The 22,777-nt window shown below is 46.5% G+C and carries 22 protein-coding genes; 21 read left to right on the top strand and 1 reads right to left on the bottom strand.

Annotated elements, in window-relative coordinates; all coding sequences use genetic code 11:
* Window positions 1-59 precede the first annotated feature (59 nt).
* The 3 genes from PHU49_04165 (at window position 60) to PHU49_04155 (ending at window position 4,269) form a co-directional block, all read left to right on the top strand.
* Window positions 60-2,432: an AAA family ATPase gene (locus PHU49_04165; GenBank protein ID MDD5243190.1), complete on the top strand. Its 2,373-nt coding sequence runs from the start codon at window positions 60-62 to the stop codon at window positions 2,430-2,432.
* Between the two features lie 79 nt (window positions 2,433-2,511).
* Window positions 2,512-2,655, top strand: coding sequence for a DUF4062 domain-containing protein (locus PHU49_04160; protein ID MDD5243189.1), 144 nt, complete (start codon window positions 2,512-2,514; stop codon window positions 2,653-2,655).
* A 414-nt stretch (window positions 2,656-3,069) separates the two neighbouring features.
* Window positions 3,070-4,269, top strand: a complete 1,200-nt coding sequence (locus PHU49_04155) for a hypothetical protein (protein ID MDD5243188.1) — start codon at window positions 3,070-3,072, stop codon at window positions 4,267-4,269.
* Window positions 4,270-4,410: 141 nt separating this feature from the next.
* Here PHU49_04155 and PHU49_04150 read toward each other — a convergent pair whose 3' ends face one another.
* Window positions 4,411-4,764 (bottom strand): transposase, encoded by a 354-nt coding sequence (locus PHU49_04150; protein MDD5243187.1) that lies wholly within the window; start codon window positions 4,762-4,764, stop codon window positions 4,411-4,413.
* A 556-nt stretch (window positions 4,765-5,320) separates the two neighbouring features.
* On the opposite strand from PHU49_04150, the gene PHU49_04145 reads away from it, so the two are divergent.
* The 18 genes from PHU49_04145 (at window position 5,321) to PHU49_04060 (ending at window position 22,764) form a co-directional block, all read left to right on the top strand.
* On the top strand, window positions 5,321-6,925 hold the full coding sequence (locus PHU49_04145; GenBank protein MDD5243186.1) for a cobalamin-dependent protein: 1,605 nt from the start codon (window positions 5,321-5,323) through the stop codon (window positions 6,923-6,925).
* A 550-nt stretch (window positions 6,926-7,475) separates the two neighbouring features.
* Complete coding sequence (gene rlmN, locus PHU49_04140) at window positions 7,476-8,501, top strand: 23S rRNA (adenine(2503)-C(2))-methyltransferase RlmN (protein ID MDD5243185.1); 1,026 nt, start codon at window positions 7,476-7,478, stop codon at window positions 8,499-8,501.
* 51 nt (window positions 8,502-8,552) lie between these two features.
* A complete protein-coding gene (locus PHU49_04135; GenBank protein ID MDD5243184.1) occupies window positions 8,553-9,038 on the top strand; it encodes a PaaI family thioesterase in 486 nt (161 codons plus the stop codon).
* Between the two features lie 517 nt (window positions 9,039-9,555).
* Window positions 9,556-10,008 carry a universal stress protein gene (locus PHU49_04130; protein ID MDD5243183.1) on the top strand — a complete coding sequence of 151 codons (453 nt, stop codon included), beginning with the start codon at window positions 9,556-9,558 and terminating at the stop codon, window positions 10,006-10,008.
* A 69-nt stretch (window positions 10,009-10,077) separates the two neighbouring features.
* Window positions 10,078-10,524, top strand: coding sequence for a universal stress protein (locus PHU49_04125; GenBank protein MDD5243182.1), 447 nt, complete (start codon window positions 10,078-10,080; stop codon window positions 10,522-10,524).
* Between the two features lie 97 nt (window positions 10,525-10,621).
* Complete coding sequence (gene rplU, locus PHU49_04120; protein ID MDD5243181.1) at window positions 10,622-10,939, top strand: 50S ribosomal protein L21; 318 nt, start codon at window positions 10,622-10,624, stop codon at window positions 10,937-10,939.
* A 1-nt stretch (window position 10,940) separates the two neighbouring features.
* A complete protein-coding gene (gene rpmA / locus PHU49_04115; GenBank protein MDD5243180.1) occupies window positions 10,941-11,195 on the top strand; it encodes a 50S ribosomal protein L27 in 255 nt (84 codons plus the stop codon).
* On the top strand, window positions 11,192-12,208 hold the full coding sequence (gene obgE / locus PHU49_04110) for a GTPase ObgE (GenBank protein ID MDD5243179.1): 1,017 nt from the start codon (window positions 11,192-11,194) through the stop codon (window positions 12,206-12,208). The genes rpmA and obgE overlap by 4 nt, the downstream gene beginning before the upstream one ends.
* The gene (gene proB / locus PHU49_04105; GenBank protein ID MDD5243178.1) at window positions 12,208-13,362 is read left to right on the top strand and encodes a glutamate 5-kinase; all 1,155 of its coding nucleotides are present in this window, start codon (window positions 12,208-12,210) and stop codon (window positions 13,360-13,362) included. The genes obgE and proB overlap by 1 nt, the downstream gene beginning before the upstream one ends.
* Window positions 13,359-14,603: a glutamate-5-semialdehyde dehydrogenase gene (locus tag PHU49_04100; protein MDD5243177.1), complete on the top strand. Its 1,245-nt coding sequence runs from the start codon at window positions 13,359-13,361 to the stop codon at window positions 14,601-14,603. Before proB ends, PHU49_04100 begins: the two co-directional genes overlap by 4 nt.
* Complete coding sequence (gene nadD, locus PHU49_04095) at window positions 14,600-15,238, top strand: nicotinate-nucleotide adenylyltransferase (GenBank protein MDD5243176.1); 639 nt, start codon at window positions 14,600-14,602, stop codon at window positions 15,236-15,238. The genes PHU49_04100 and nadD overlap by 4 nt, the downstream gene beginning before the upstream one ends.
* Window position 15,239: 1 nt before the next feature.
* Window positions 15,240-15,626 (top strand): ribosome silencing factor, encoded by a 387-nt coding sequence (gene rsfS, locus PHU49_04090; GenBank protein MDD5243175.1) that lies wholly within the window; start codon window positions 15,240-15,242, stop codon window positions 15,624-15,626.
* Window positions 15,607-15,960, top strand: a complete 354-nt coding sequence (locus tag PHU49_04085; protein ID MDD5243174.1) for a TraR/DksA family transcriptional regulator — start codon at window positions 15,607-15,609, stop codon at window positions 15,958-15,960. Before rsfS ends, PHU49_04085 begins: the two co-directional genes overlap by 20 nt.
* Window positions 15,961-15,964: 4 nt before the next feature.
* Window positions 15,965-17,332, top strand: coding sequence for a tetratricopeptide repeat protein (locus tag PHU49_04080; GenBank protein ID MDD5243173.1), 1,368 nt, complete (start codon window positions 15,965-15,967; stop codon window positions 17,330-17,332).
* Window positions 17,333-17,434: 102 nt separating this feature from the next.
* Window positions 17,435-18,130, top strand: a complete 696-nt coding sequence (locus tag PHU49_04075; GenBank protein MDD5243172.1) for a ComF family protein — start codon at window positions 17,435-17,437, stop codon at window positions 18,128-18,130.
* The gene (locus tag PHU49_04070; GenBank protein ID MDD5243171.1) at window positions 18,127-21,159 is read left to right on the top strand and encodes an AsmA-like C-terminal region-containing protein; all 3,033 of its coding nucleotides are present in this window, start codon (window positions 18,127-18,129) and stop codon (window positions 21,157-21,159) included. The genes PHU49_04075 and PHU49_04070 overlap by 4 nt, the downstream gene beginning before the upstream one ends.
* Window positions 21,156-22,034: a DUF2520 domain-containing protein gene (locus PHU49_04065; protein MDD5243170.1), complete on the top strand. Its 879-nt coding sequence runs from the start codon at window positions 21,156-21,158 to the stop codon at window positions 22,032-22,034. The genes PHU49_04070 and PHU49_04065 overlap by 4 nt, the downstream gene beginning before the upstream one ends.
* On the top strand, window positions 22,027-22,764 hold the full coding sequence (locus PHU49_04060; GenBank protein MDD5243169.1) for an NAD-dependent deacylase: 738 nt from the start codon (window positions 22,027-22,029) through the stop codon (window positions 22,762-22,764). The genes PHU49_04065 and PHU49_04060 overlap by 8 nt, the downstream gene beginning before the upstream one ends.
* The last annotated feature ends 13 nt before the right edge of the window (window positions 22,765-22,777 follow it).

Here is a 22,777-nt window from a genome sequence, read left to right as displayed (position 1 = left end):
GTAGCAGTAGACTTTGTTTAATTTCTTAAGAACGTCCCCTCCGCCCTGGTGGAGTACTCATGTTCACCAAAATCATAAAAATAGACAAATATGCTGTTTTTAATAATTTTGATTGGAATGCGACAGTCCGTGACAAGGAGAATAATGTAGTTGAATTCAAAAACATAAACATAATTTACGGCCGCAATTATTCCGGCAAGACAACCATATCCCGCATATTTCGTTCCCTTGAAAAAGGTGAGCTGAACGAAAAGTACCCGAACGCCACTTTTGAACTCGAACACACCGGTGCGGACCGAATGTGCCATTTAGATGTTGCGAATTGTTCATATGCCATTCGGGTGTATAATAGGGATTATATCGGTGAGAATTTAAGATTACTGACTGATGAAGACGGCACGATAAAGCCTTTTGCGATACTTGGCGAATCCAACGTTGCAATTGAAAATGAGATTGCCGAAAAAGAAAAAATATTAGGAAGCGAAACAGAAGAAACTGGTCTTAAGTTCGAGTTGAAAAACAAAACAGATGCTTATGTAATAAAAAAGTCTGAAAAGGACTCGGCCGAATCGGCTCTTGATAATAAGCTCCGAATCAAAGCGAACCAAAGCATAAAGACAAATCCGATATACAATGACGTCAATTATACCATAACCAAGATCAAAGCCGACATTGAAAGGATAGTCAGAAATAAAATTCAATTGTTAGAACAGGACGAAGTTGAATCTAGAAAAAAACTCCTAAAAGAGGAGAGCAAGGACAATATTTCACCAATATCCAAATTCAACGCCTCCTTCATCTCACTGTATGAAAAAGCCGAACAGCTCCTTGCCATGGAGATCAAACCGACTAAATCAATCCAAGAACTGTTAAACAACCATCTATTACAAGAATGGGTCCGGGATGGTATTGAGCACCACAAAAACAAAAGGACCAAATGCGCATTTTGTGGCGCCGTTCTTCCTGAAGACCTATGGGACAAACTAGATGCTCACTTCAGTAAGGAATCGGAAATCCTTCGTCAAAATATCAAATCCCTTATCGTGGCTATAAATGAAGAGAAAGAAGCCACCAAAAACATCACCTCTATCAAAGAGGAAGACTTCTACTCCACCTATCAAACAAAATTAAAATCACAAAACAAGATCCTAGGAAAAGAGATAAAAAAGTATTTAGATATTTTGGACAGCTTGATTGCAGACGTGGAGGATAGGATAAAAAATATTTTCCAAACAAAGAAAATAGTGCTCCTTACCGACAATTCCTCTTCAATTAATGAGTGCATAGATGAAATAAATAAATTGATAGATAAGCATAATGAAAAATCAACATCCCTGATCGATGACCAGAGAAAGGCTAGGGAAGAGTTGCGCTTAAATGAGGTTGGCACGTTTATAAGGGATATCGATCACGCTAGCGAACAAAATAAAATCAGCAAACTAGCTGATGAAGAAGCTGCCAAGCTAAAGGATAAAGGAGAAACAGCCGATAAAATCAAAGAACTAGAGAAAAAGATCACTGAACTTAAAGCAAGTATGAAGGATGAAAGCCAAGGCGCCGAAAAGGTCAACAAATATCTGAATCATTATTTCGGACACAAGGGCCTTCGCTTGGCCGCCGTTGAAGGTGAGGATGAAGTCGGTGTAACCTTCAAGATTTTACGAGGTGAGGAGGAAGCTCATAACCTCAGTGAGGGTGAATGCAGTTTGGTAGCCTTTTGCTATTTTATAGCACGGCTTGAGGATATCGAAACAAAAAACAAAGAGCTGATAATTTGGATTGATGATCCGGTCTCGAGCCTTGATTACAACCACATATTTTTTATTTTCAGTTTGATAGAAAGCGTATTGGCAAGACCATACAAAAAGGATGATGGATCAAATGGATACCATTACAAGCAGCTGTTTATTTCGACTCATAATCTGGATTTCTTGAAATACCTAAAACGTCTTTCCAGGGCTCGTAAGAAGGAAGAATCGCGATATTTTCTAATTGATAAAATTAGCGAAAAAGAAAGCAAAATTCGAGTAATGCCCGATTATTTGAAAAACTATATCACGGAATTCAATTATCTATTTCATCAGATTTACAAATGCACTCAAGTTGAAAATGCTAATGAAGAGCACGAATGTTTTTATAATTTTGGGAATAATCTACGAAAATTTTTAGAAGCATACCTGTTTTATAAATATCCTGTCCAACAGGATATAAAAGAAAAACTAAGCCTGTTTTTTAAGGAGGATCAGGCCGCTATTGATTTAACCAACAGAATGGATAATGAACTATCTCATTTAGAAGAAATATTTGACCGGAGTATGCGGCCTGTAGAAATTCCTGAAATTCCTAAACTAGCCAATTATGTTCTAGATAAAATGCAAGAAAAAGATCGTGCTCAATACGATGCATTATTGAAAAGCATTGGCGAACTTTAGATAGGTTAACCAGTTACTGGTGTGGACGCAAAAAGTCGCGCCACATAGTTCAAACGTTCTGCCAAGGAGAACTGATACAATGAAAAAGAAGTTGCAGGTATTCATCTCATCAACTTACTCAGACCTGAAAGCCGAAAGACAATCCGCCGTAGATGCTGTTCTGAAGGCTGGGCATATTCCTGCTGGAATGGAACTCTTCGCAGCTGGGAATGTATACAGGTAGGGACGTAGTTGACTATCGTGACTAACTCTTCTTTTGTCGGTATGCAAAAAAAGAGAGGGCACCATATTGAGAAAATAGTGATAAGTCAAGATCGTCAACTACGTCCCTCGTGGTCGTGGCTCATATTATTTCATGTGGTGCAGTTGCAAGTGGAATGCACCTTGTTCTATCCATAATAATAGGGTAATCGTGAAACTATTTGATATCATAATGAAATTAATGGGATTCATTGGACTAACTCCAACAGAATCCATTCGAAATTATTTTTTTTATCCTCTTTGGAAAAGCTTATTGTTCCTTACTAATCACAAGATAGAATTGCTGATAGTATTTCTTTGCGTTGTTCATATATTGTTGTATGTATACTGGAGAATAAATAAATATCCATCTTTTAAGGTGGTCGCCGTTTGGGTATTGGTATTCATAGCTTTGATAGTGAGAATTTATTTCTTCAATCCTTTGACTCACTTCAACTTAAAGAAGGATGAAATAAATGTGGTGATTTTTCCATTATTTAATGTAGATGCTGAAACTTTCCTTGTAAGCGATGAGTATTCAGCTTATTTTCAGGAGACAATGCATAGGTTATTGATTGAGAATGGTCCTTCAATGCCATATCCTGTAAAAGTAAATTTTGTTAATTTCCCCCAGGAGTCTATCCCGCTATTTCTATATAAGCCGAATACCTTACATTGGTTTTTTGATAGGGTGGATAATTCTACCTTCATAGTGTGGGGATATAGACTAAAAGATAATTTTGAGAAAATTGAATTATTTATCCAGCCTTTGTTCACTGCGTATTTTGGGTATGAACAGGAGAAAGAGGAGGATAAATTTAGGAGGGACTTCAGCAGCAATGTTAGCTTATTATTCAATGAACTTAAATCGATTCCTTTCGAGGACAGAATGAATTTCTTTTCGCTGTTGATCTCTTCTGTACTTGACCAAAGTTTAAATACTATCTTGGTAGAGAATGGTGAATATGAAACAGCTCAGAAACAAATAAATTCATCTCTTAGTAAAATCGACAATGCTTTCAATAGAATTATAGAATTATTGCCTACAAGTAGATATGAGTCAGTTAACGCCTATTATGCTCGATTTAGGGGAATATTCCTCGACTTTAAGACACGTATAAAAGAAATTGGTTCAAATGTAAATTATCTTAAAGAGTTCGATTTATTGATGAAAAATCTTTATGCGCCATTCAAGAGTGAACAGCAATATTTTACATGGTTATCAAAACAGGAAGGTGTATACAGCTTTTCACGAGTAACTTTTTTAGTAAATAAAATTGTGTTTGATTCTTCATTTGAGAGATTTATTTGCTACTTGAACTTGATAAAGATCGATCACGCTAACATGAGAGCATCTGAGGTAAAAAAGATGTTTAATAAATTAAGAGCAAAACACGGAAATCAGGTTATAATTGACTTCTATGAAGCATTCTATTTCCTTTGTAGATATGAACAAAAAAATTATATTAAAAGCCTGCTAAGCAGACAGAAAGCAAAAATTAATAGATACAATAAAGATTTAGTCCTTAGACATGAGGAATTTTTTGAGTTACTTAAGGATGCGGAAGGGATTTGGAGAGATGGGCGAGATAATTGATGTATAACAATCCGTTCCACGGGATGGGTGGGGAACTGCCCTGCTTCCCTGAGAGTTCAGGCATTATACTCTATTTTCTTCCGTACTCTGCAACTTTCTGTTGTGCGTTCCATACTCGATAAGTAGATACCGTTCTCCCTGTCAAGCGCAATGTGGTCTATAGTTCGGGTCAAATGGCTTCCCCGATTTCAGGATACCAAAGATGAGGTGTATCAGCTTACGCATGATAGCGCACACAATGACTTTGCCATTCTTTCCCTTTTCCTTTAAACGATCGTAGAAGGTCTGGATGATTGGGTTACACTGAATTGATACCAATGCAGGCATGTAGAGGGCCTTCCGTAATCGAGCATGACCTATCTTGGAGAGTCTGGCCTTGCCCTTGATGGAACTGCCTGAGATAAACTCCCTTGGGGCAAGTCCTATGAACGCCACTACCTTCTCGACCCGGTCACACGTCTCAAACAGGCTATGTAGTAGGGGGGGGACGTCCATAAAATTATAAAATTCTCTGAGCATCGGACGAAGGGGTTAGGCACAGAGACAATGAAACCATAGACGGGCAGAAAGTGAGAAGGACAGAGAGATAAAACTCCATAAATGATAGTAGGGCATCGGTGCCGGGGTATCCTGTAGCAAACCGTCGTGAGGCGAGGAAGCTCGGTCTTTTGCGAAGCAAAAGTTCCGAAGCTTAAACGCGAGCGAATGTAAGCCGCTTTAATACCGATTTGTATTCAAATATAGAGCGAGGCGACGAGGAGGAGGCGACGGAGGCGTACAAATTGTACGTCGAGTCAATGACGACGACGGCAACGAAGCTATATGCATGAAGGCAATTCGGTATTGAGCGGAATGTGCGTATTTGCGGGAATAATTCCGACGCCGATGCTCATCCTTACTATTCACTGTTTTTATTGTTTTTTTTGGTTTTTTTGTCTCTTGCTATTCACTATTCACCATTCACTATCCACCGCCTTTATCACTATTCACTATCGACTATTCACTGATTTTATGCTATCGACTATTCACCGCCTTAGTTTATAATCTTTCCGTGAAAGTACTTCTGATACAGCCGCCTATTGAGGATTTTTATGACACGTCTATACGGACGTATCCGCTTGCGCTAGCCTACCTTGCGGCGGCGATCAGGGACATATGCGACGTCTCGATTATCGATCTGCGGAGCAACAGAAGGCCGAAGGTCATTAACAGCCATCCGTTTCCTGAATTGCAGGACTACTACCGGGACACACATTATTCTCCCTTCTCGCTCTTCCGCCGGTACTACCGTTTCGGCGCAGATAGAAAGGAGATTGAGGCGACGATCAGGCAGCACGCGCCTGATGTCGTTGCCATTACCTCCTCATACACGACTTATTCCCTCGAAGCCCTTGAGGTAGCGAAGATAACAAAGCAGGTCAGCAATGACATCATAACTGTCATGGGCGGCACGCACCCCACGCTCTTTCCGCATCACCTGTTGCAGAGCCCTTATGTAGACTACGTCATACGGGGGGAGGGCGAGACGCCCCTTGCCGCCCTTGTCAACATGATACGGTCAGGCACGGGAAAGGCCGTCATCGATATACTGGGGGTTTCTTCGAAGCACAACGGCGATCATTTCATATCGGACATAGCGATCGAAAGGGACATCGACCGCATCCCCGCGAGGGATCTGCTGAACCCTGGCGATTACCGGATAGGCGGAAAGAACTATACCTTCTTTCTCACGTCGCGGGGCTGCCCTTTCCGCTGTACCTTCTGCGGCAAGCCCCCTGTCCCGTACAGGAAAAGGGCAATGGGAAGCATAGAGCGGGAGATATCATCCTGTATTGACTACGGGATCAGGGCTATCGATTTCGAGGATGATATGCTGAACCTCGACCTTGCCTTTTTCAATACGGTCCTTTCCCTCCTCAACGGAAAAGGGATGACCCTCTCCGCGATGAACGGCATCTACGCGGAGACGATGGACATGAGGACGCTGGAGAATATGTGGGACGCAGGTTTCCGGCGCTTGAACTTCTCTCTTGTCGATATATCCGGGTCTATCATAGAGCAACAGAAACGGGCGGTGCCGGCAAACTTCCTCACGCTGCTGCCGTTCCTGGAAGCGTCCAGTTTTGACGTGGAGATCCATTTTATCATAGGGCTGCCGGACCAGAGACCGGAAGATATTACGGAGACTATCCTTTTTCTCATGGGGAAGAGGGCGCTGCTCGGTCCGAGCATCTTTTACCTTGCGCCGGGAAGCCGCATATTCGATGAGGTATCGGGCAGTTTCCGGCAAGGAGATATAAAAACACTGCGATCGAGTTATATGGCGCTCGTCAACCCCTTTCTCCCGCGTGATGCCATCTTCACATTCATGAAGCTTGTCAGGTTCATCAATGTCGTGAAACAGCTCCTCGACAGGGATCCCGGCCTGCGGAGGCTGAGCGACCTCCTCGAAGTGCAGTGTGGGAGGAACGGACACGACGACATTGTCATGAGGACCCTCCTCATTGAAAAGAGGTTTATTGCCTACGACCGGAGAACAAAAGACTACGTTGATGAACCGCAGGACAGAGAGCTGATCGCCCTGTTTTTCAAAAAGATCTCCGGGGCCGCGATCAAAGGATTCAAAACGGGCAATTCCCTCATTGTAAATCTATAAGGCAGCGGAGAGCGGAAGATGAGAGAATGGGAAGATGAGGGGATGAGAAGGTGAGAAGAGCAGATACTCGTCGCTGGATACCGGTTAAAACCTCGTAGACGCAAGGGGAGAACAACCGTAATTCGTAATTCGTGAGACATAAGTGGAAAAGCACAAGGTGCGAGGGGTGAAGTGAAGTAGTGATCTCAAAAGATGGGATTGCCGCGCCCTGCGGGCTCGCAATGACAAAACGCCGCGCTCCGCTCGCAATGACGCATTTACCTTGCATTGGGTTCACCCATTCACGAATTACGGGTTCTCTCACCTTTCACAGGGTTCACCCATTCACGAATTACGATTCACGAATTACGAGGACTTTCACTATCGACCAAATAGACCAGATAGACCAAATAGACTAAATAGACCAGACAGACCAAATAGACCAGACAGACCAAATCTGTTGCTGCCGGCTATCTACTATTCACTGCTTAAATCCTTGAAAGCCCCCGTGTTTTCTGGTATTGTATGTGGGCATTAGACGGCTATCCAATACGGAGAAAAACCAAATATAATGAAGAGTTTTTTCGGTTTCACCCTTCCCGAGCTTGAAAAGGCGATAGGCGCATCGGGCAAAGAAAAATACAGGGCAAGGCAGCTCTACAGGTGGGTCTATAACCAGGGCATCCTGGACTTCGACGAGATGACCAATATACCCAAGAGCCTCCGTAAAATTTTCAAGGATACCTTTTCTACCGATCTGCTCCAGGTGAAGGAGGCGCTCGTATCGAAGGACGGCTCCAAGAAATTTGCATTTTCTGCTGAGGACGGACATATCATAGAAAGCGTTCTCATACCTGAAAAAGACAGGAACACCCTCTGCGTATCAACCCAGGTCGGGTGCCGGATGGGATGCAGGTTTTGTGTCACCGGCAGGATGGGTTTCAAGAGAAATCTTGATGTGCACGAGATCGTAGGTCAGGTCGTGGCAGTGAAAGAAGACCTGAAAAAAGGCTCCGGTGAAAGGATAACGAACATCGTTCTCATGGGTATGGGGGAACCCGTCGATAATCTGGACAATGTGATGCCTGCCCTTGATATCATAAAGAATACCCTCGGTCTTGATTTTTCATACAGGAGGATCACCATCTCTTCTGTCGGTCTTGTTGAAGGTCTGAAGACGCTGGAGCCGAAGACGGCCGTCATTGCCATCTCCCTCAATGCGGCGGATGATGGAACGCGGACATCGATCATGCCCATCAACAGACTGTATTCCATTGGAAAGATCATCCAGTTCGTGAAGGCATTCAAACTACCGAACAGGACAAGGATTACCTTCGAATACGTCTTGTTAAGAGGTGTCAATGATTCGCTTGACGATGCGAAAAGGCTTGCTGAACTTTTAAAAGGTGTAAAGTGTAAGATCAACCTTATCCCCTATAACGAGTCACCATACCTGGAATTTAAAACACCGGAACCTGCATCAATAAAAAGATTCCACTCATATCTTCTCGATCGGTATTTTACGACGATCATACGGGATTCAAGGGGCCAGGACATATGCGGGGGATGCGGACAGTTGGGGATGAGGTACCTGTAAATACAGAAGGTGAGAGGATGAGAGGAGCAGAAGAGAAGGAGGACAAAGGCAATGGGTGTTCTACCGGTTTATACGGACTCTTTTTTTTGTGGATTCGAGAGAAAAGATGGCCTGCAACTGAAAATGATGTACGATAAGGGTGTCGTGTACTGCGATGTGAATATCGATAACCGTTTCGAAGGGTACACAGACGTTTTACACGGAGGCATGATCTTCGGCATCCTTGATGTTATCCTCTGGTATGCCATCTTTATGGAAACAAAGAAGATCTGCATGACACGGCATACGGAGATGGATTTTCTGAAACCTGTCATGTGTAATACACCTTATATCGCGAAGGGGAAATTTCTCAGCATCAAGAAACGGGATGTTCTTGCAACGGCATGGATGGAGGATCAAAATGGTGAAATATTCGCCAGGGTCAACGCCATATTCAGGGAGGCAAAAAACATCTCTGTTGAAAGTTTCATCGGTAAATATGATTTCAGCCGCACATCACCAGAGATCAAAAGGCATTTCTACTCACTAATCCCGTGAATCGTAAAGCGTGAGTCGTAAGGGGAAGAACCGAGGGACGTCCGCTCCGCTTAAGACGAAGGACGAAAGGAAAGACGGTTCGTGGCTGATAGCAAACCCTGTGTCATTGCGAGCGGAGCGCGGCAATCTCATTCAATAGATTTTACCCCCTTGGATCGCCACGTCGCTTTGCTCCTCGCGATGACGATAAAAAAAAGAATTCCTCGCGATGACAATAAAAAAAAGAATTCCTCGCGATGACGATAAAAAAAGAATTCCTCGCGATGACGATACCAGAAACCTTGTTCCTCGTATCTTGCTTCTTGCAATGTATCAAACCAGCATCGAGTGACGAGTATCTGCTCTTCCCATCCCCCCATCTTCCCATCCTCTCATCCTCCCATTTCTGCTCTCCGCTGCCTCCTTCATTGACAAACGACACATGGGTGCTATTATTAAAATAGGAGGATAGGTAATAATTAAAAGATGATCGGCAATGTTGCAAGATTTACCATGAAAGGAGGGGTGTGATATGCTTATGCCAACAAAGATCCTTGTGCCCACCGATTTTTCAGGATATTCCGATAAAGCATTACAGCAAGCGCTGGATATTGCCGTCGAGTACAAGGCAAAAGTGTATGCCTTACACGTTGTCCACGAGAGGATCCAAAGGGCTTTGACAGATGACTATTCTGACATTACCATTACCCCCAGGGTGTTGCAGAAATACGAGAAATCATTGGTCAAAGAGGCAAAAAACAAGCTCAGGAAGCAGATCGGCAAATTTCCGCAGAGCAAGGAAGTGGAGGTGATCTCCGAAGTGACAAACGGTATTCCTGCCGAAGAGATACTCAGGGTGCAGGAAGAGAAGGCTATCGATCTCATTGTCATAGCATCCCTCGGGAGAACAGGGATCGCGCGATACTTGATCGGAGGTGTTGCGAGAAACGTTCTAAAGGGAGCAAAATGTCCTGTGCTGCTGACGAAATAACGTGTTCAACGCTGCACCGGACAGTTGGGTCCTCTTTCCGGACCCATGCAAGTGAAGGGGGTGATACCAATGTTAAAACCAACAAAGATCCTCGTTCCGACAGATTTTTCCGAGCATTCTGACAGGGCCCTAGATCAGGCCCTGGATATAGCCAGACAGTATAACGCCACGGTCTATCTTTTCCATGTAATCTATCCGGCAACATACCGGTGCGCCATCGATTACAACATCAGCGAAGAGATGATAGGAGAGCTTAAAAGGCAAGCTGTTGATGCTGCGTATAACAGCCTGAAAAAACAGTTTGAAAAATTCCCGCAATCTAAGGAGGTAGAGGTCCATACCAGTATTGCGACGGGAATCATATACGATGAGATATTACGGGAGGCGAAAGAGGAGAAGGTTGACCTCATTGTCATTGCATCACTTGGCCAATCCGGCATCGCAAAATACTTAATCGGGGGTGTGGCGAGGAACGTTCTGAAGGGCGCACTCTGTCCGGTGTTGCTCACAAGATAGGACGCTCACCTTCGTACGCTTTTTCTCTATTGACTTTTTCGCAGTAATTATCATACTATAGTGTGTTTTTTTTCAAATAAGAGTAAGGAGAAGGTCTATGTATGCGATCATCGCGAGCGGAGGCAAGCAATACAAGATAGCAGAGGGGAACAAGGTAAAACTGGAGTACATAACTGCCGCTGAAGGAGAGGATGTCCAGTTAAAGGATGTGCTGATGGTCGATGCCGGACAGGGCGCAATCGTGGGAACGCCCTTTGTGAAAGGGGCATATGTGCAGGGTAAGGTTGTCGCGCAGGCGCGAGAGGACAAGGTGACGGTCTTTAAGTACAAAAGACGGAAAGATTACAAGGTAAAGAAGGGGCATCGTCAGTCCTACACCGAATTACTTATAGAAAAGATCATCCTGGAGGCATGAAATGGCGCATAAAAAGGCTGGTGGAAGTTCAAGGAACGGAAGGGACAGCAAAGGGCAGAGGCTCGGCGTGAAGATCTTCGGTGGTCAGGCCGTCAAGGCCGGGACCATTATTATGAGGCAGCATGGCACAAAGGTTCACCCGGGCGACAATGTGGGGATGGGCCGTGACCGCACCCTCTTTGCGCTGATAGATGGGATCGTAAGGTTTGAATCGGCGGGAGATAAAAAGCAGGCCCATGTCTATCCTGTTGAATGAAATTTGTTGATGAAGCAAAGATCTATGTTGAGGCTGGTAAAGGCGGTAACGGGTGTGTAAGTTTCAGAAGGGAAAGCTTTGTCCCGCGCGGCGGACCTGATGGCGGGGACGGGGGCAAAGGAGGAGATGTAATCATATCCGGTATGAGCAGCCTCACAAGCCTCATGGATTTCAGATACAAACGTATATACAGGGCGGAGAACGGTAAACATGGAAGCGGGAAAAACAAAACAGGCAGGAACGGCAGGGACATCAACATCTCTGTGCCCCTCGGTACCGTTATATACGGTGAGGATGACACCTCGCTTCTGTGCGAAATTACACAAGACGGCGAAAGCCATGTTATCGTAAAAGGGGGAAGGGGTGGAAGGGGCAACAGCCGGTTTCTGTCATCAACACATCGTACCCCTCTCGAGTTTGATTATGGGGGAGAAGGACAGGGGAGGCACCTTCACCTGGTCCTTAAGCTTCTTGCCGACATAGGGCTTGTCGGTCTGCCGAATGCCGGCAAATCGACCCTCATATCCTGTTTAACTGAAGCAAAACCAAAGATAGGTGATTATCCCTTTACAACATTAACACCATCACTCGGTGTGCTGCAGGATGGTGAAATTACATTTGTTGTTGCCGACATACCGGGTATCGTGGAAGGGGCTTCGGGCGGCAAAGGGCTGGGCATCGGTTTTTTGAAACACATAGAAAGGACCGGGATGCTCCTTATTGTCCTCGATACCTCTTCGGGCTCTCCTGACGAGGACTACAGGATATTGTTATCTGAACTTGGTTCATACAAAGAAGAGCTGCTCCGTAAGAAAAGGGTTATTGCCCTTAATAAGATTGACCTTATATCGCACAACGACTATATGGGATGGGAAGATTATTTCATGGGAAAAGGCGAAAGGGTTCTGTCGGTGAGCGCTCTCAAGGGATGGGGGATCGATCAACTGAAAAGCGAGCTGGTGAACAGGAAACTGGAAGTGAGCGATCAGGGGATTACCATCGGGAGTGCGTGATGACGGAGATTTTGAAAAAAGGAACAGTGAGCGGCACCGTGAAGTGTGATACTGCCGGTTTGAAAAGGATAGTTGTAAAGATAGGGACCTCGGTCCTTGTGGACGCAGCGGGGAAGATCAGTACTGCAAGGATACGGAATATATCGAAACAGGTAAAGGCTGTAAAGGATGCAGGCGTTGAGGTTATCGTCGTATCGAGCGGGGCGATAGCCTGCGGCATGGAGACCCTTGGCCTTGCGAAGAAACCGAAGGAGATGGCAAAGAGGCAGGCGCTTGCCTCGATCGGCCAGGTCATGCTGATGAAGATGTACATGCAGACCTTTGAAAAAGACGGGTTGAACGTGGGACAGATCCTTCTTACCCACGAGGACATCAAGAACAGGACCAGTTGTCTGAACCTCACGAACACCCTCGATATGCTTATCTCCATGGATATCGTACCGGTCATCAATGAGAACGACGCCCTCTCCTTTGAAGAGATCAGGTTCGGGGATAACGACAACCTCTCGGCCCTCATTGCGCAGATAACGAGCGCCGACCTCCTGCTCCTGCTCTCCGATGTTGAAGGGCTATATGAGAGGGACCCGAACAGGTATCCCGACGCCCTGATGATACGCGTAGTGAAGAAGGTCGATGAAGACATTGAAAAGGCGGCGGCAGGGACGCAAAGCGAGAAGAGCATAGGCGGGATGGTGAGCAAACTTGAGGCTGCCAGGAAGGCCGGTCATTACGGCATTGCCACGAGGGTAGTACCGGGCAACAGGGAGAATGTCATCGTGAAGATAGTCAGGGGCGAAGACATCGGTACCCTCTTCCTTCCCGGGAGGAAGCTCGCACGGAGGAAATGGTGGACGGCCTTCGCCTTCAAAGTGAAGGGCACGGTCCTGATCGATGAGGGCGCGGAGAAGGCGGTTGTGAACAACTGCAAGAGCCTTCTGCCCTCGGGGATAATAAAGGTGGAAGGCCATTTCTCGATCGGAGAGTGCATAGAGGTGAAAAATATCAGCGGCAAGGTCATTGCCAGGGGCATAACGAATTATTCCTCTTCCGACGTGGAGCAGATCAGGGGTCTGAAAAGTGTTGATATAGAGAAGAAGCTCGGATATAAATACACGGAAGAGGTAATCCACAGGGACAATATGGTGGTCTTATGACGGCAAGAGAACGGGCAGAGAAGGCAAAAAAGGCTTCGGATATCCTTGCGCACGCATCGACAGAGACCAAAAATCAGGTCCTCCGGAAACTTGAAAAGGTGCTCGCAGAGAAAAGGGATTATCTCTTTAAAGAGAACAGGAAAGACATCGAAGCGGCAAAAAAGGCAGGACTTTCAAAGAGTTTGATAGACCGGCTGAAGATCGACGACAAGGTGATCCGTGAGATGCAGGGCAGCATCCGCGACGTTATTGCGCTTCCCGATCCCGTCGGCGAGATAGTGAAGGTCTGGAAGCGTCCGAACGGGATGACCGTTGGGAGGATGCGGATACCTATCGGCGTCATCCTGATTATCTATGAATCGAGACCGAACGTTACCGTCGAGGCCTTTTCGCTCTGTTTGAAAAGCGGCAACTGCGTGATCCTCAAGGGCGGCTCCGAGGCGTTCCATTCGAACCTTGCCCTCTACCGCTTGATCCTCACGGCGCTTAAGGGTTCAGGTCTCCCCGGTGATGTTGCCCAGTTCGTAGATACCGCCGACAGATCGTATATATATGAGCTTCTGACGATGGACGATCACATAGACCTCGTTATACCGAGAGGCGGTGAGGCGCTCATAAGGAGCATCGTGGAGCAGTCAAGGATCCCCGTGTTGAAACACTACAAGGGGGTATGCCACATCTTTGTCGATGAATCGGCGTCACTCGAAATGGCCCGCAAGGTCTGCCTGAACGCCAAGGCCCAGAAACCCGCCACATGCAACGCCATGGAGACGCTCCTTGTGCACGAGGCAATTGCAAAGGCGTTCCTTCCCGGAATGGAAAAGATCTTCAGGGAACAGGGGGTCCGTCTGCGGGGCTGTGACAAAACGGTCAGGATCCTGAAGACGATCGGGAAGGCTAAAGACGCGGACTGGTATGAAGAGTATCTCGATCTCATACTTTCCATACGGATAGTGAAGGACATTGACGAGGCGATTGCCCATATAAGGCAATACGGCTCGGGTCATACCGATGCGATTATTACGGCCGATTATGACAACGCATGGAGGTTCATCCGCGAGGTGAACTCGTCATTAACGCTGGTGAACGCATCGACAAGGCTGAACGATGGGTATCAGCTCGGCCTCGGGGCAGAGATGGGGATCAGCACGACAAGGCTGCATGCCTTCGGCCCCATGGGCCTTGAAGAGCTGACGGTGACAAAATTTATCGCATTCGGCGACGGGCAGTTGAGGATATGATGAAGATCGGCATCTTTGGGGGGACATTTGATCCTGTACATATGGGTCACCTGAGGGTTGCAGAGGAGATACGTGAATTATTTTTCCTTGAAAGGATCGTTTTTGTCCCTGTCTTTATGCCCCCTCATAAGAGAGATTGCAGGATCGCTGAAGCAGAGGACAGACTTCACATGCTGAAAGCCGGGACAAGGGGCAACAGATTTTTTCAGACATCAGAGATTGAGATCCGAAGGGGAGGGGTTTCATATACTATCGATACGTTAAAGAGTTTTGAGAAACGATTCAAAGAGGTCTACTTTCTGATCGGCATTGATGCCTTTTCAGAGATAAACACCTGGCACGCGTACAGGGAGTTGTTCCATCACGCACATTTCATCGTCATGACGAGACCGGCCCGCAAACAGCCCTCTCTCCTGAACGCATTGCCTCATGATATGAAGGACGAAGTAAGAGCGCTTGATGAAAGTACCCTTGAGCACCCCTCCGGCAAGAGGATATATCTTCACGAGATAACCCAGCTCGATATCTCTTCTACAAAAATAAAGGAGCTCCTGAAAAATGGAAGGTCGGTACGATACCTTGTCCCCGGTTCAGTGGAGAGGTATATCTACCAGAGGGGGTTATATAGGACATAATTTGAAAACCATTGATACAGTAACCGCATGCGCCAGGCTTGCAGACGAAAAAAAGGCGAACGACATCCTGGTCCTCAAACTCAGCGGACTTACCGATATTACAGACTATTTCCTCCTGGCAAGCGGGACAAGCGAACGTCACATAAAGACTATCGTTGATTCCGTAACAAAGGGCATGAAAGAGGAGGGTATAAGACCCTATTCAATTGAAGGTTATTACGAGGGACGCTGGGTGGTTATCGATTATCAGAACGTTATCGTCCACGTATTTCTCGAGAGTCTCCGTGAGTTGTATGACCTCGAAAGCCTGTGGATCGAGGCAGAGAGATATAGACTAAAAAAAGAAAATAAGGACTTAGAGGTGGAGAATGAAAAAACAAGAACGTGAGCATTACAAGAAGAGACTCTTGAAGACGAGAGACGCCATACTGAGCAAGGCGAAAAAACTGAAGGAAGACTCCTATAGCCTTGGTACGGACGGTATTCAGGATATGGCTGATGCGGCAAGCAATTCCTACAACGCAGACATACTGATGAGCATCAGCGACAATGACCTCACGCTGCTGAAGGATATAGACAGCGCCCTTGATAAAATAGTAAAAGGGACCTATGGAGTTTGTGAAGAATGTGAAGAAAAGATCAGCGAAAAAAGACTTGAAGCAAATCCTGTTGCAAGGTATTGTATTACCTGTAAGCGATTAATGGAAGAGAAAGGAATTTGATGGAATGAGATACAAGATTTTTTTCTTCCTTTTTTTAGTCTTCCTCCTTTTCTACCTCTATATCTCAAATTTAAACCAGGAGAACGTTAAGCTTTATATCGGATATGGAAAGTATTACGAGATGTCCGTGGCTGACTTTGTCGTTGTCTCCTTTGTCCTCGGTGTCATCTTTTCCATCATCGTCAGTTTTTTCTATGACATTAAGAATGCTGTTATGGGCTGGAGAACAGGGAGAAAAGAGAAGAAGACCGAAGAGTTCAGGGAGGTCTTTGAAAAGGCTAAATCCTATGATCTGAAAGGGGACAGGGAGAAGGCGATTGAGAACCTTGATCGCATCATACGCAGATTCCCCGACATCGAAGAGGCCCCTATCTTTCTTGCCGATATGTATATCTCCATGGAGGCGTATGAAAAAGCCCTGGAAACCCTTGGCGAGGCCGGGAGGAATCTTGGCAAGAGGGAAGCTGTTTTACTGAAAAAGGTGAAGGTATTCAGGGCAATGAAGGACTTTCAAAAGACGGAGACTGTGCTCAAGGATGTCCTGAGTCTGAACGAATCAAACCTGGAAGCTCTGGCAATGCTGCGGGATTTTTATATATGGAAGAAAGACTGGAATGAGGCTTACGAACTGGAAAAGAGAGTAGGAAAATTTATAAAGACCGAGGAGGAGAACAGGAGGTTCATCGGGATACGGTATGAGCGGATCTATGAGCTGTATCAAAAGAAGTTTGAGACAAATGAAGATAAGATTATCGATGAACTGAAAGACATCATCAGTGACGACAAGAGGTTCATCCCTGCATATATCCTCCTTGCAGAGGTATACAAAAGAAAGGACAAGTTGAACGAGGCCGGCAGGGTCTACGGCAGGGGGTATTCAAAGACAGGCCACATTATCTTTCTTCTCAGGATGGAGGACCTCTATATTGACCGGGGAACCCCTGAGGTTATATTGAAGATCTACATGAGGATCCTCGACATATCGCCGAAAAATCACCTCACATCCTTTCTCTATGCGCGGCTGTGCCTGAGGCTGGAGATGATCGATGAGGCCATTGACACCCTCGATTCGTTGATCGCGGAGGGAGAGGATTTCAAAGGGCTGCACAGGGCTATGGCCGAGGCATACATACACAGGGGAGAGATGGAAAACGCCGTTGAAGAGTTCAGAAGTGCCTTCCCGATAGAGCAGGCATATATACCCTTCATCTGCACAAAGTGCCAGGCGATACAGGAAGAGTGGGCTGACTTCTGTGAAAGCTGCTACAGCTGGAACACCATTAATGTGAAAAAAGAAGAGTTTATGCATACAGACTCGGAAGAGTTAAGAACGCTCTATGAACGGGAAGACTGGACACGGGCAGGTTCCTGATGATCACCAGTCTTATACCGGGAACATGTTCGCTCCATCCGCGGGTACCGCTCATAACCGGTATCCGGTACCTCGCGCATGCAATCAGGCCTGACAAGTACGGTGCGTGATCACTTAAAAACTGTATTAGATATCTTCTACCCCTTACAATGCGGAGGATGTGGTGACCACGGCAGTACCCTCTGCGGGGATTGTATCGGGTCTTTCAGGGCTGTCGATGAGGGATCATCGTGTCCGGTCTGTGGAAGATGGATCGGTAAGAACGTTGTCTGCGGCGGGTGCCTTGAAGAAAACAGAGGATTTCAGAAAGGCCATTACGGTTTTTATTTCGAAGGAAGGCTGAGGAGCGCCATGCATGCCTTTAAATTTAACGGCAGGAAAGACATCGGGCGGCGTTTAGTCTCCTTGTCAAAGGAGAAGATCCTCTCATTTGCCGATACATTTGATTGCATCGTTCCTGTCCCTGTTACGGAGAAAAGATTAAAAGAGAGGGGATTTAATCAATCGTTCATCATTGCCGAAGAGATAGCGAAGATAGCGGGCAGAGAGATAGGACATAGTGTCCTTCTGAAGAAAAAAGATACGAAAGATCAGTACTCCCTTACCAGAGAAGAGCGAAAAAAGAATGTCAGGGGGGTTTTCGCCATACGGGACAGAGCCAGGATCAAGGACAAAAGGATACTCCTCGTCGATGATCTCTTCACGACCGGATATACCGCACGGGAAGCGGCTGTGACGCTATTGCGGTCCCATGCCGGGGAGGTCGGGTTTTTCGCTCTCGCGCGGACACCTTCATGAAAAAGGCTGCATACATAGTTTCCATACTTGTTTTCCTGTGCATCGTTGCCTTCCTGCTCATCAGATTCAGTCTGCCTTCGTTGAGCGCTTATGCGCTGGGAAGGGTTCTGAACAGCACGGTCCGCGTGGCTGAAGCGGGACTTGGGTACCGGAATGGCATTATCAACCTTCACTTTCAGAATATCCATATCAAGGGCGTCATGGAAGGGAACATCAAGGACTGGAAGATCTCCGTGGACGCAACGAAGGGCATCTACTTTAAATCTGTGACAATATCCGATTTCGATGTAACGATCTCCAGATTGAAAGCGGGGAAGGGATTTTTGCCGTTTCCGGCGGAATTGCTCGAAGTTAAGAACGGCACGGTGACGTATAACAAGCAAAAATTTTCTGTCTCTGAGATCGTCATAGAAAACATGAATATCGGGAAACCCTTTACCTTCAGGGCCGATATCGGACACAGTGATTATTTTGACGGGATAAATATCTCAGGCGAAGGGATATACAGATCAAAACAGTTTGATATCAAAGGCATGGTGAATGCCCACAATGTGGATCTTGCGACGCTTGACGGTGATCCGAAAGGCAAAGTCGACGTAAGCGGGAACTTTACCCTGCACAACAAAAGACTGGCACTGGACGGGCAGTTCGGTGTCAAAGATTTTGAGCTGCACTGGCAATACCTGAAAAAACCACTTTACATAAAGGAGCTGAAAGGGGATCTGTCGGCGTCCGCCGTGGGGAATACGATGGACATCAAGATGGAAAACATCCTTTACAAGGATGCGCCTTTTGGGGTCACCCTCAGGTTTGAACATTATGATGTCAATGAGATCAACCTTACATCGGGTTTTCTCAACATCGAGTCAGTTAACGAACAGATCGGTCCGGAGACCATAGGCACTGATATATGGAATTTTGTCCGCAATGGCAGGGCAAAGATCCGAAAACTTTCGTTGGTTAAGGGGAAGGTTGTCGATGCCGAGCTCGAGTTGAAGGACGTCGCAATAGCGTATAAGGGTATCGACTTTCGGGGAGTGGAAGGCATTTTATTGCTCCGGGAAGAGACGACGAGCTTTGCCAACATGAGCGGGCTTACAGGAAGCAGCAGGTTGTATGATTTCAGCGGTACCATAAAGGACAAGGGCATCACGGCAAAAGGCAAATACTCCGTTAACCTGCGCGATATACCGTCGTTTTTAAACCTCGGTGAGTTCCAGTTCGCAGACGGGATGACCGATGGTTCGCTGACGGTCTCCGGGAAAGAGGGTACAGGGTACAGGATCTCCGGGGCAGGCGAATTGAGGAAGGCCGATGTTCGATGGAAAAAGGTTTCAGTATCTGCGTCGGGTTCTTACAGATTTGTGGATGACGAGATCACCTTCGACCCCCTGATAATAAGCAAGGGCAGCACGCACATAACGATCAAGGGGAAATGGAAAAAGGGATCCCTCGGCCTCCTGATAAAAGGCAGTCTGGACACAGAGCATCTGAGGCCTTTTATAAAAATACCCTTTGAGACATCGGGCTTGATGGGCCTTGACATGGACCTGAGTTCACAGGACGGGGTCTTGAATATCAACGGCAATGCGGACATGGATGATGTTTACTTCGAACTTCTCGGTTATATGAAGAAGGACAGGGGGATACCGAATAAAGCGCGTTTTGAGGTCACTGTGAAAGGGAAGGATGTATACGTCCACGATCTCCGGTATACCCTCGATATCATAAACCTTGACCTCAAGGGAAAGGTTGAGGGCAACAGGAAGGTGTCCATGGATGTTGCATTGGATGTTGATAACATTGCAAGGATTGCCCACCTCTTTTTTTTTAATGAGAAGACAGCAAAGGGCGACATAACGCTCAAAATGTCCATACGAGACCTGGACCTGCCTGTTAAAAGATTTCCCCATATGGTCGGACATCTGAGGGTCCGCAACGGGTTTCTGAGGTTGCCCTGGTTGAAGAGGCCCTTAAGGAACATCGACCTTGTTTCTGATTTCAAGGGTGATGCCTTTGATATCGTCTTAAACGGTTTCGCGTGCGGCAAGAGCGCGATCCGGAAGGGCGAACTCCATATAAAAGGTCGTCAATCACCGCAATTTTCCCTGTCAGTCGATATGGACTATTTTAATCCCCGTGATTTTCGGGACGAATACGAAGGAAAGTTCCCTGTAATCCGCGGAGACAGCATTATGGCCAGCATGACCGGTAATGTATCGATCAAGGCAAAGACCGTGGAGAGTTCAAACATAAAGGCCGAAGATCTGGAGATCAGCGGTGTATTAAGTGACAGGAAGATAAGCATTGACCGATTCAGAACCAATGCCCTTGGCGGACAGATCGATTTGCATGGAATAGCCGATCTTTCCGGCAACAAGCCGCACGTGTACGTCGACGGCAGATTAAACAGGATAAAAAGTGGACTTTTTCTGCAGACTTTCGGTGTAAAGAACGGCGAGATTGACGGCAACGCATATATCTACGGGAATCTGAGCGGAGTAGGCGACACATTGAAGACCATGATCTCGAAAGCAGATGGCAATATTACACTATACAGCAGGAACGGGGTGATAAAACGATGGAATCTCCTTGCCAAGACCTTCAGTGTGTTGAATATCTATGATCTTTTCAGGGGGAAAGTCGATCTTGATAAGGACGGACTTGTTTATAAAAAGATGGGCGCCACGTTCATTGTTACCGATGGTATTTTTCAAACCGACAACTTCCTCATAGACAGCCCGTCTATGGTGGTTACAGGCAAGGGGGATCTGAATTTAAACACCAGAGAGATAGACGCTGGCATACAGATAGCGCCCCTTGTTACCCTCGACAGGACAATAGACAAGATACCTATTCTACGGAATATCCTGAAAAAGAAAGACGGTGGTTTTCTCTATATGGCCTGCAGCGTCTCCGGCCCCATCGATGATCCTGCAGTAAAGGTCAGTTTCATGAACACCATAGGCGGAAAAACGCTGGAGATCCTGAGAAACATGCTTTTTTTACCGGTGGAGGTCTTTGAATGATGAATGTCGGGAATGTCGGGATCATTGGGGCAGGCAAGGTAGGTGTGTCGACCGGGTTTATGATGAAACGAAGCGGTATTGCCGTTCGTGCCATTTCGGATGTTCTGGACGCTTCGCTTGATACGGCCAGAAGATATCTCGCTGAAGATGTTGCATATACAAAAAGCAACCTCGATGTTGTGAGAACCTGTGATGTCATAGCAATCACCACACAGGACAGGATAATAAAGGATGTTGTCAGGGAGATAGATGCAGGCACGGGGTCACTTGATGGGAAGATGTTTTTCCATACAAGCGGCGCTGATCCGTCATCGATCCTGAAGCCGCTTGACGAAAAGGGCGCCCTGCTCGGTTCATTACATCCGTTACAGACATTCCCCGATATCGACAGCGCCATAACTGTCCTTCCTGATACATATATATTCATCGAAGGCGACGAGGGCGCATTAAAGACACTCACCTTCATCGGCGAAAAGATCGGTCACAGGGTACAAATGATAGGCGGCAATGACAAGGTGCTCTACCACCTGTCGGCGGTATTTGTCTGCAACCTGCTCTGCGCGCTGTGTTATACAGGAGAAAAGATCATGGACACTATTAATATTGACCTTGAACCGTTTCTCCCGATCATCCGCGCGACGTTGAAAAATATCGAGAACAAGGGTCCGCTTATGTCCCTGACCGGACCGGTCATAAGGGGTGATCTGAAAACAGTGGAGGCACATCTCCGGGCAATACACGATATGGAAGCTTATAAGGATGTGTATAAAACACTCTCCAGGATCGCGCTGAAGATGACTCAGGAGAGAAAAATGCTGGACGAGGAGACGATCCGGAAACTGAAATCCGTTCTGGGAGGCAAAGCAGGTGAGTAGTGATATCGAAAAGACCATTGAGCGGCTGCGCCATACGAAATCCCTCCTTGTTATAACAGGCGCCGGGATCTCCGCGGAGAGCGGCATCCCCACGTTCAGGGGGAATGATGGTCTGTGGCAAAACTACAGGGCAGAGGAGCTTGCCACCCCGTGGGCATTCGAGCGTGACCCTGTAACAGTATGGAAATGGTACGACTGGAGACGGGGGATCATAGGAAAGACAGAACCGAACGCAGGACACCTTGCGATAAAGAGGCTTGAAGAGGTCTTCCCGAACTTTTTTCTTATAACGCAGAATGTCGATGGTCTCCACGGAAGAACAGGGATCACCAACATCGTTGAGATCCATGGAAATCTCTGGAAAGTGCGCTGTACGCGGGACAACAGAACGTCGATGCTGATGGATATTCCTTTAAAAACGATACCCCCGGTTTGTGAATGTGGGAATATACTGAGACCGGACGTTGTCTGGTTCGGGGAGTCTATCCCGTCTGAAGCCTTGCAGACGTCTTATAACGTGATGAGCCTGTGTGACACACTGATGGTCGTCGGAACTTCAGGGGTAGTATATCCTGTTGCTTCATTTCCGGAGACAGTCAAGGGCAACGGCGGCTTTGTCATTGAAGTGAATCTGGAACCCACGCCGATTACTCAAGCAGCGGACGTTTCCTTATTCGGGAAGTCAGGCGACATCCTGCCGGCGATCGTAGAAGGGTTACAGACAGCATAAGCCTCCTCATAAA

The sequence above is a fragment of the Syntrophorhabdaceae bacterium genome, from assembly GCA_028713955.1.
In the GTDB taxonomy this organism is placed as follows: domain Bacteria; phylum Desulfobacterota; class Syntrophorhabdia; order Syntrophorhabdales; family Syntrophorhabdaceae; genus UBA5609.
Note: the sequence above shows the minus strand (reverse complement) of the source record. Positions and strands in the feature narration are given on the sequence as shown.

Coding starts and splice junctions, on each gene's coding strand:
- PHU49_04165 (MDD5243190.1), top strand. CDS start 60: ATGTTCACCAAAATCATAAAAATAGACAAATATGCTGTTTTTAATAAT.
- PHU49_04160 (MDD5243189.1), top strand. CDS start 2,512: ATGAAAAAGAAGTTGCAGGTATTCATCTCATCAACTTACTCAGACCTG.
- PHU49_04150 (MDD5243187.1), bottom strand. CDS start 4,764: ATGGACGTCCCCCCCCTACTACATAGCCTGTTTGAGACGTGTGACCGG.
- rlmN (MDD5243185.1), top strand. CDS start 7,476: ATGAAGAGTTTTTTCGGTTTCACCCTTCCCGAGCTTGAAAAGGCGATA.
- PHU49_04135 (MDD5243184.1), top strand. CDS start 8,553: ATGGGTGTTCTACCGGTTTATACGGACTCTTTTTTTTGTGGATTCGAG.
- PHU49_04130 (MDD5243183.1), top strand. CDS start 9,556: ATGCCAACAAAGATCCTTGTGCCCACCGATTTTTCAGGATATTCCGAT.
- PHU49_04125 (MDD5243182.1), top strand. CDS start 10,078: ATGTTAAAACCAACAAAGATCCTCGTTCCGACAGATTTTTCCGAGCAT.
- rplU (MDD5243181.1), top strand. CDS start 10,622: ATGTATGCGATCATCGCGAGCGGAGGCAAGCAATACAAGATAGCAGAG.
- rpmA (MDD5243180.1), top strand. CDS start 10,941: ATGGCGCATAAAAAGGCTGGTGGAAGTTCAAGGAACGGAAGGGACAGC.
- obgE (MDD5243179.1), top strand. CDS start 11,192: ATGAAATTTGTTGATGAAGCAAAGATCTATGTTGAGGCTGGTAAAGGC.
- proB (MDD5243178.1), top strand. CDS start 12,208: ATGACGGAGATTTTGAAAAAAGGAACAGTGAGCGGCACCGTGAAGTGT.
- PHU49_04100 (MDD5243177.1), top strand. CDS start 13,359: ATGACGGCAAGAGAACGGGCAGAGAAGGCAAAAAAGGCTTCGGATATC.
- nadD (MDD5243176.1), top strand. CDS start 14,600: ATGATGAAGATCGGCATCTTTGGGGGGACATTTGATCCTGTACATATG.
- PHU49_04085 (MDD5243174.1), top strand. CDS start 15,607: ATGAAAAAACAAGAACGTGAGCATTACAAGAAGAGACTCTTGAAGACG.
- PHU49_04080 (MDD5243173.1), top strand. CDS start 15,965: ATGAGATACAAGATTTTTTTCTTCCTTTTTTTAGTCTTCCTCCTTTTC.
- PHU49_04070 (MDD5243171.1), top strand. CDS start 18,127: ATGAAAAAGGCTGCATACATAGTTTCCATACTTGTTTTCCTGTGCATC.
- PHU49_04065 (MDD5243170.1), top strand. CDS start 21,156: ATGATGAATGTCGGGAATGTCGGGATCATTGGGGCAGGCAAGGTAGGT.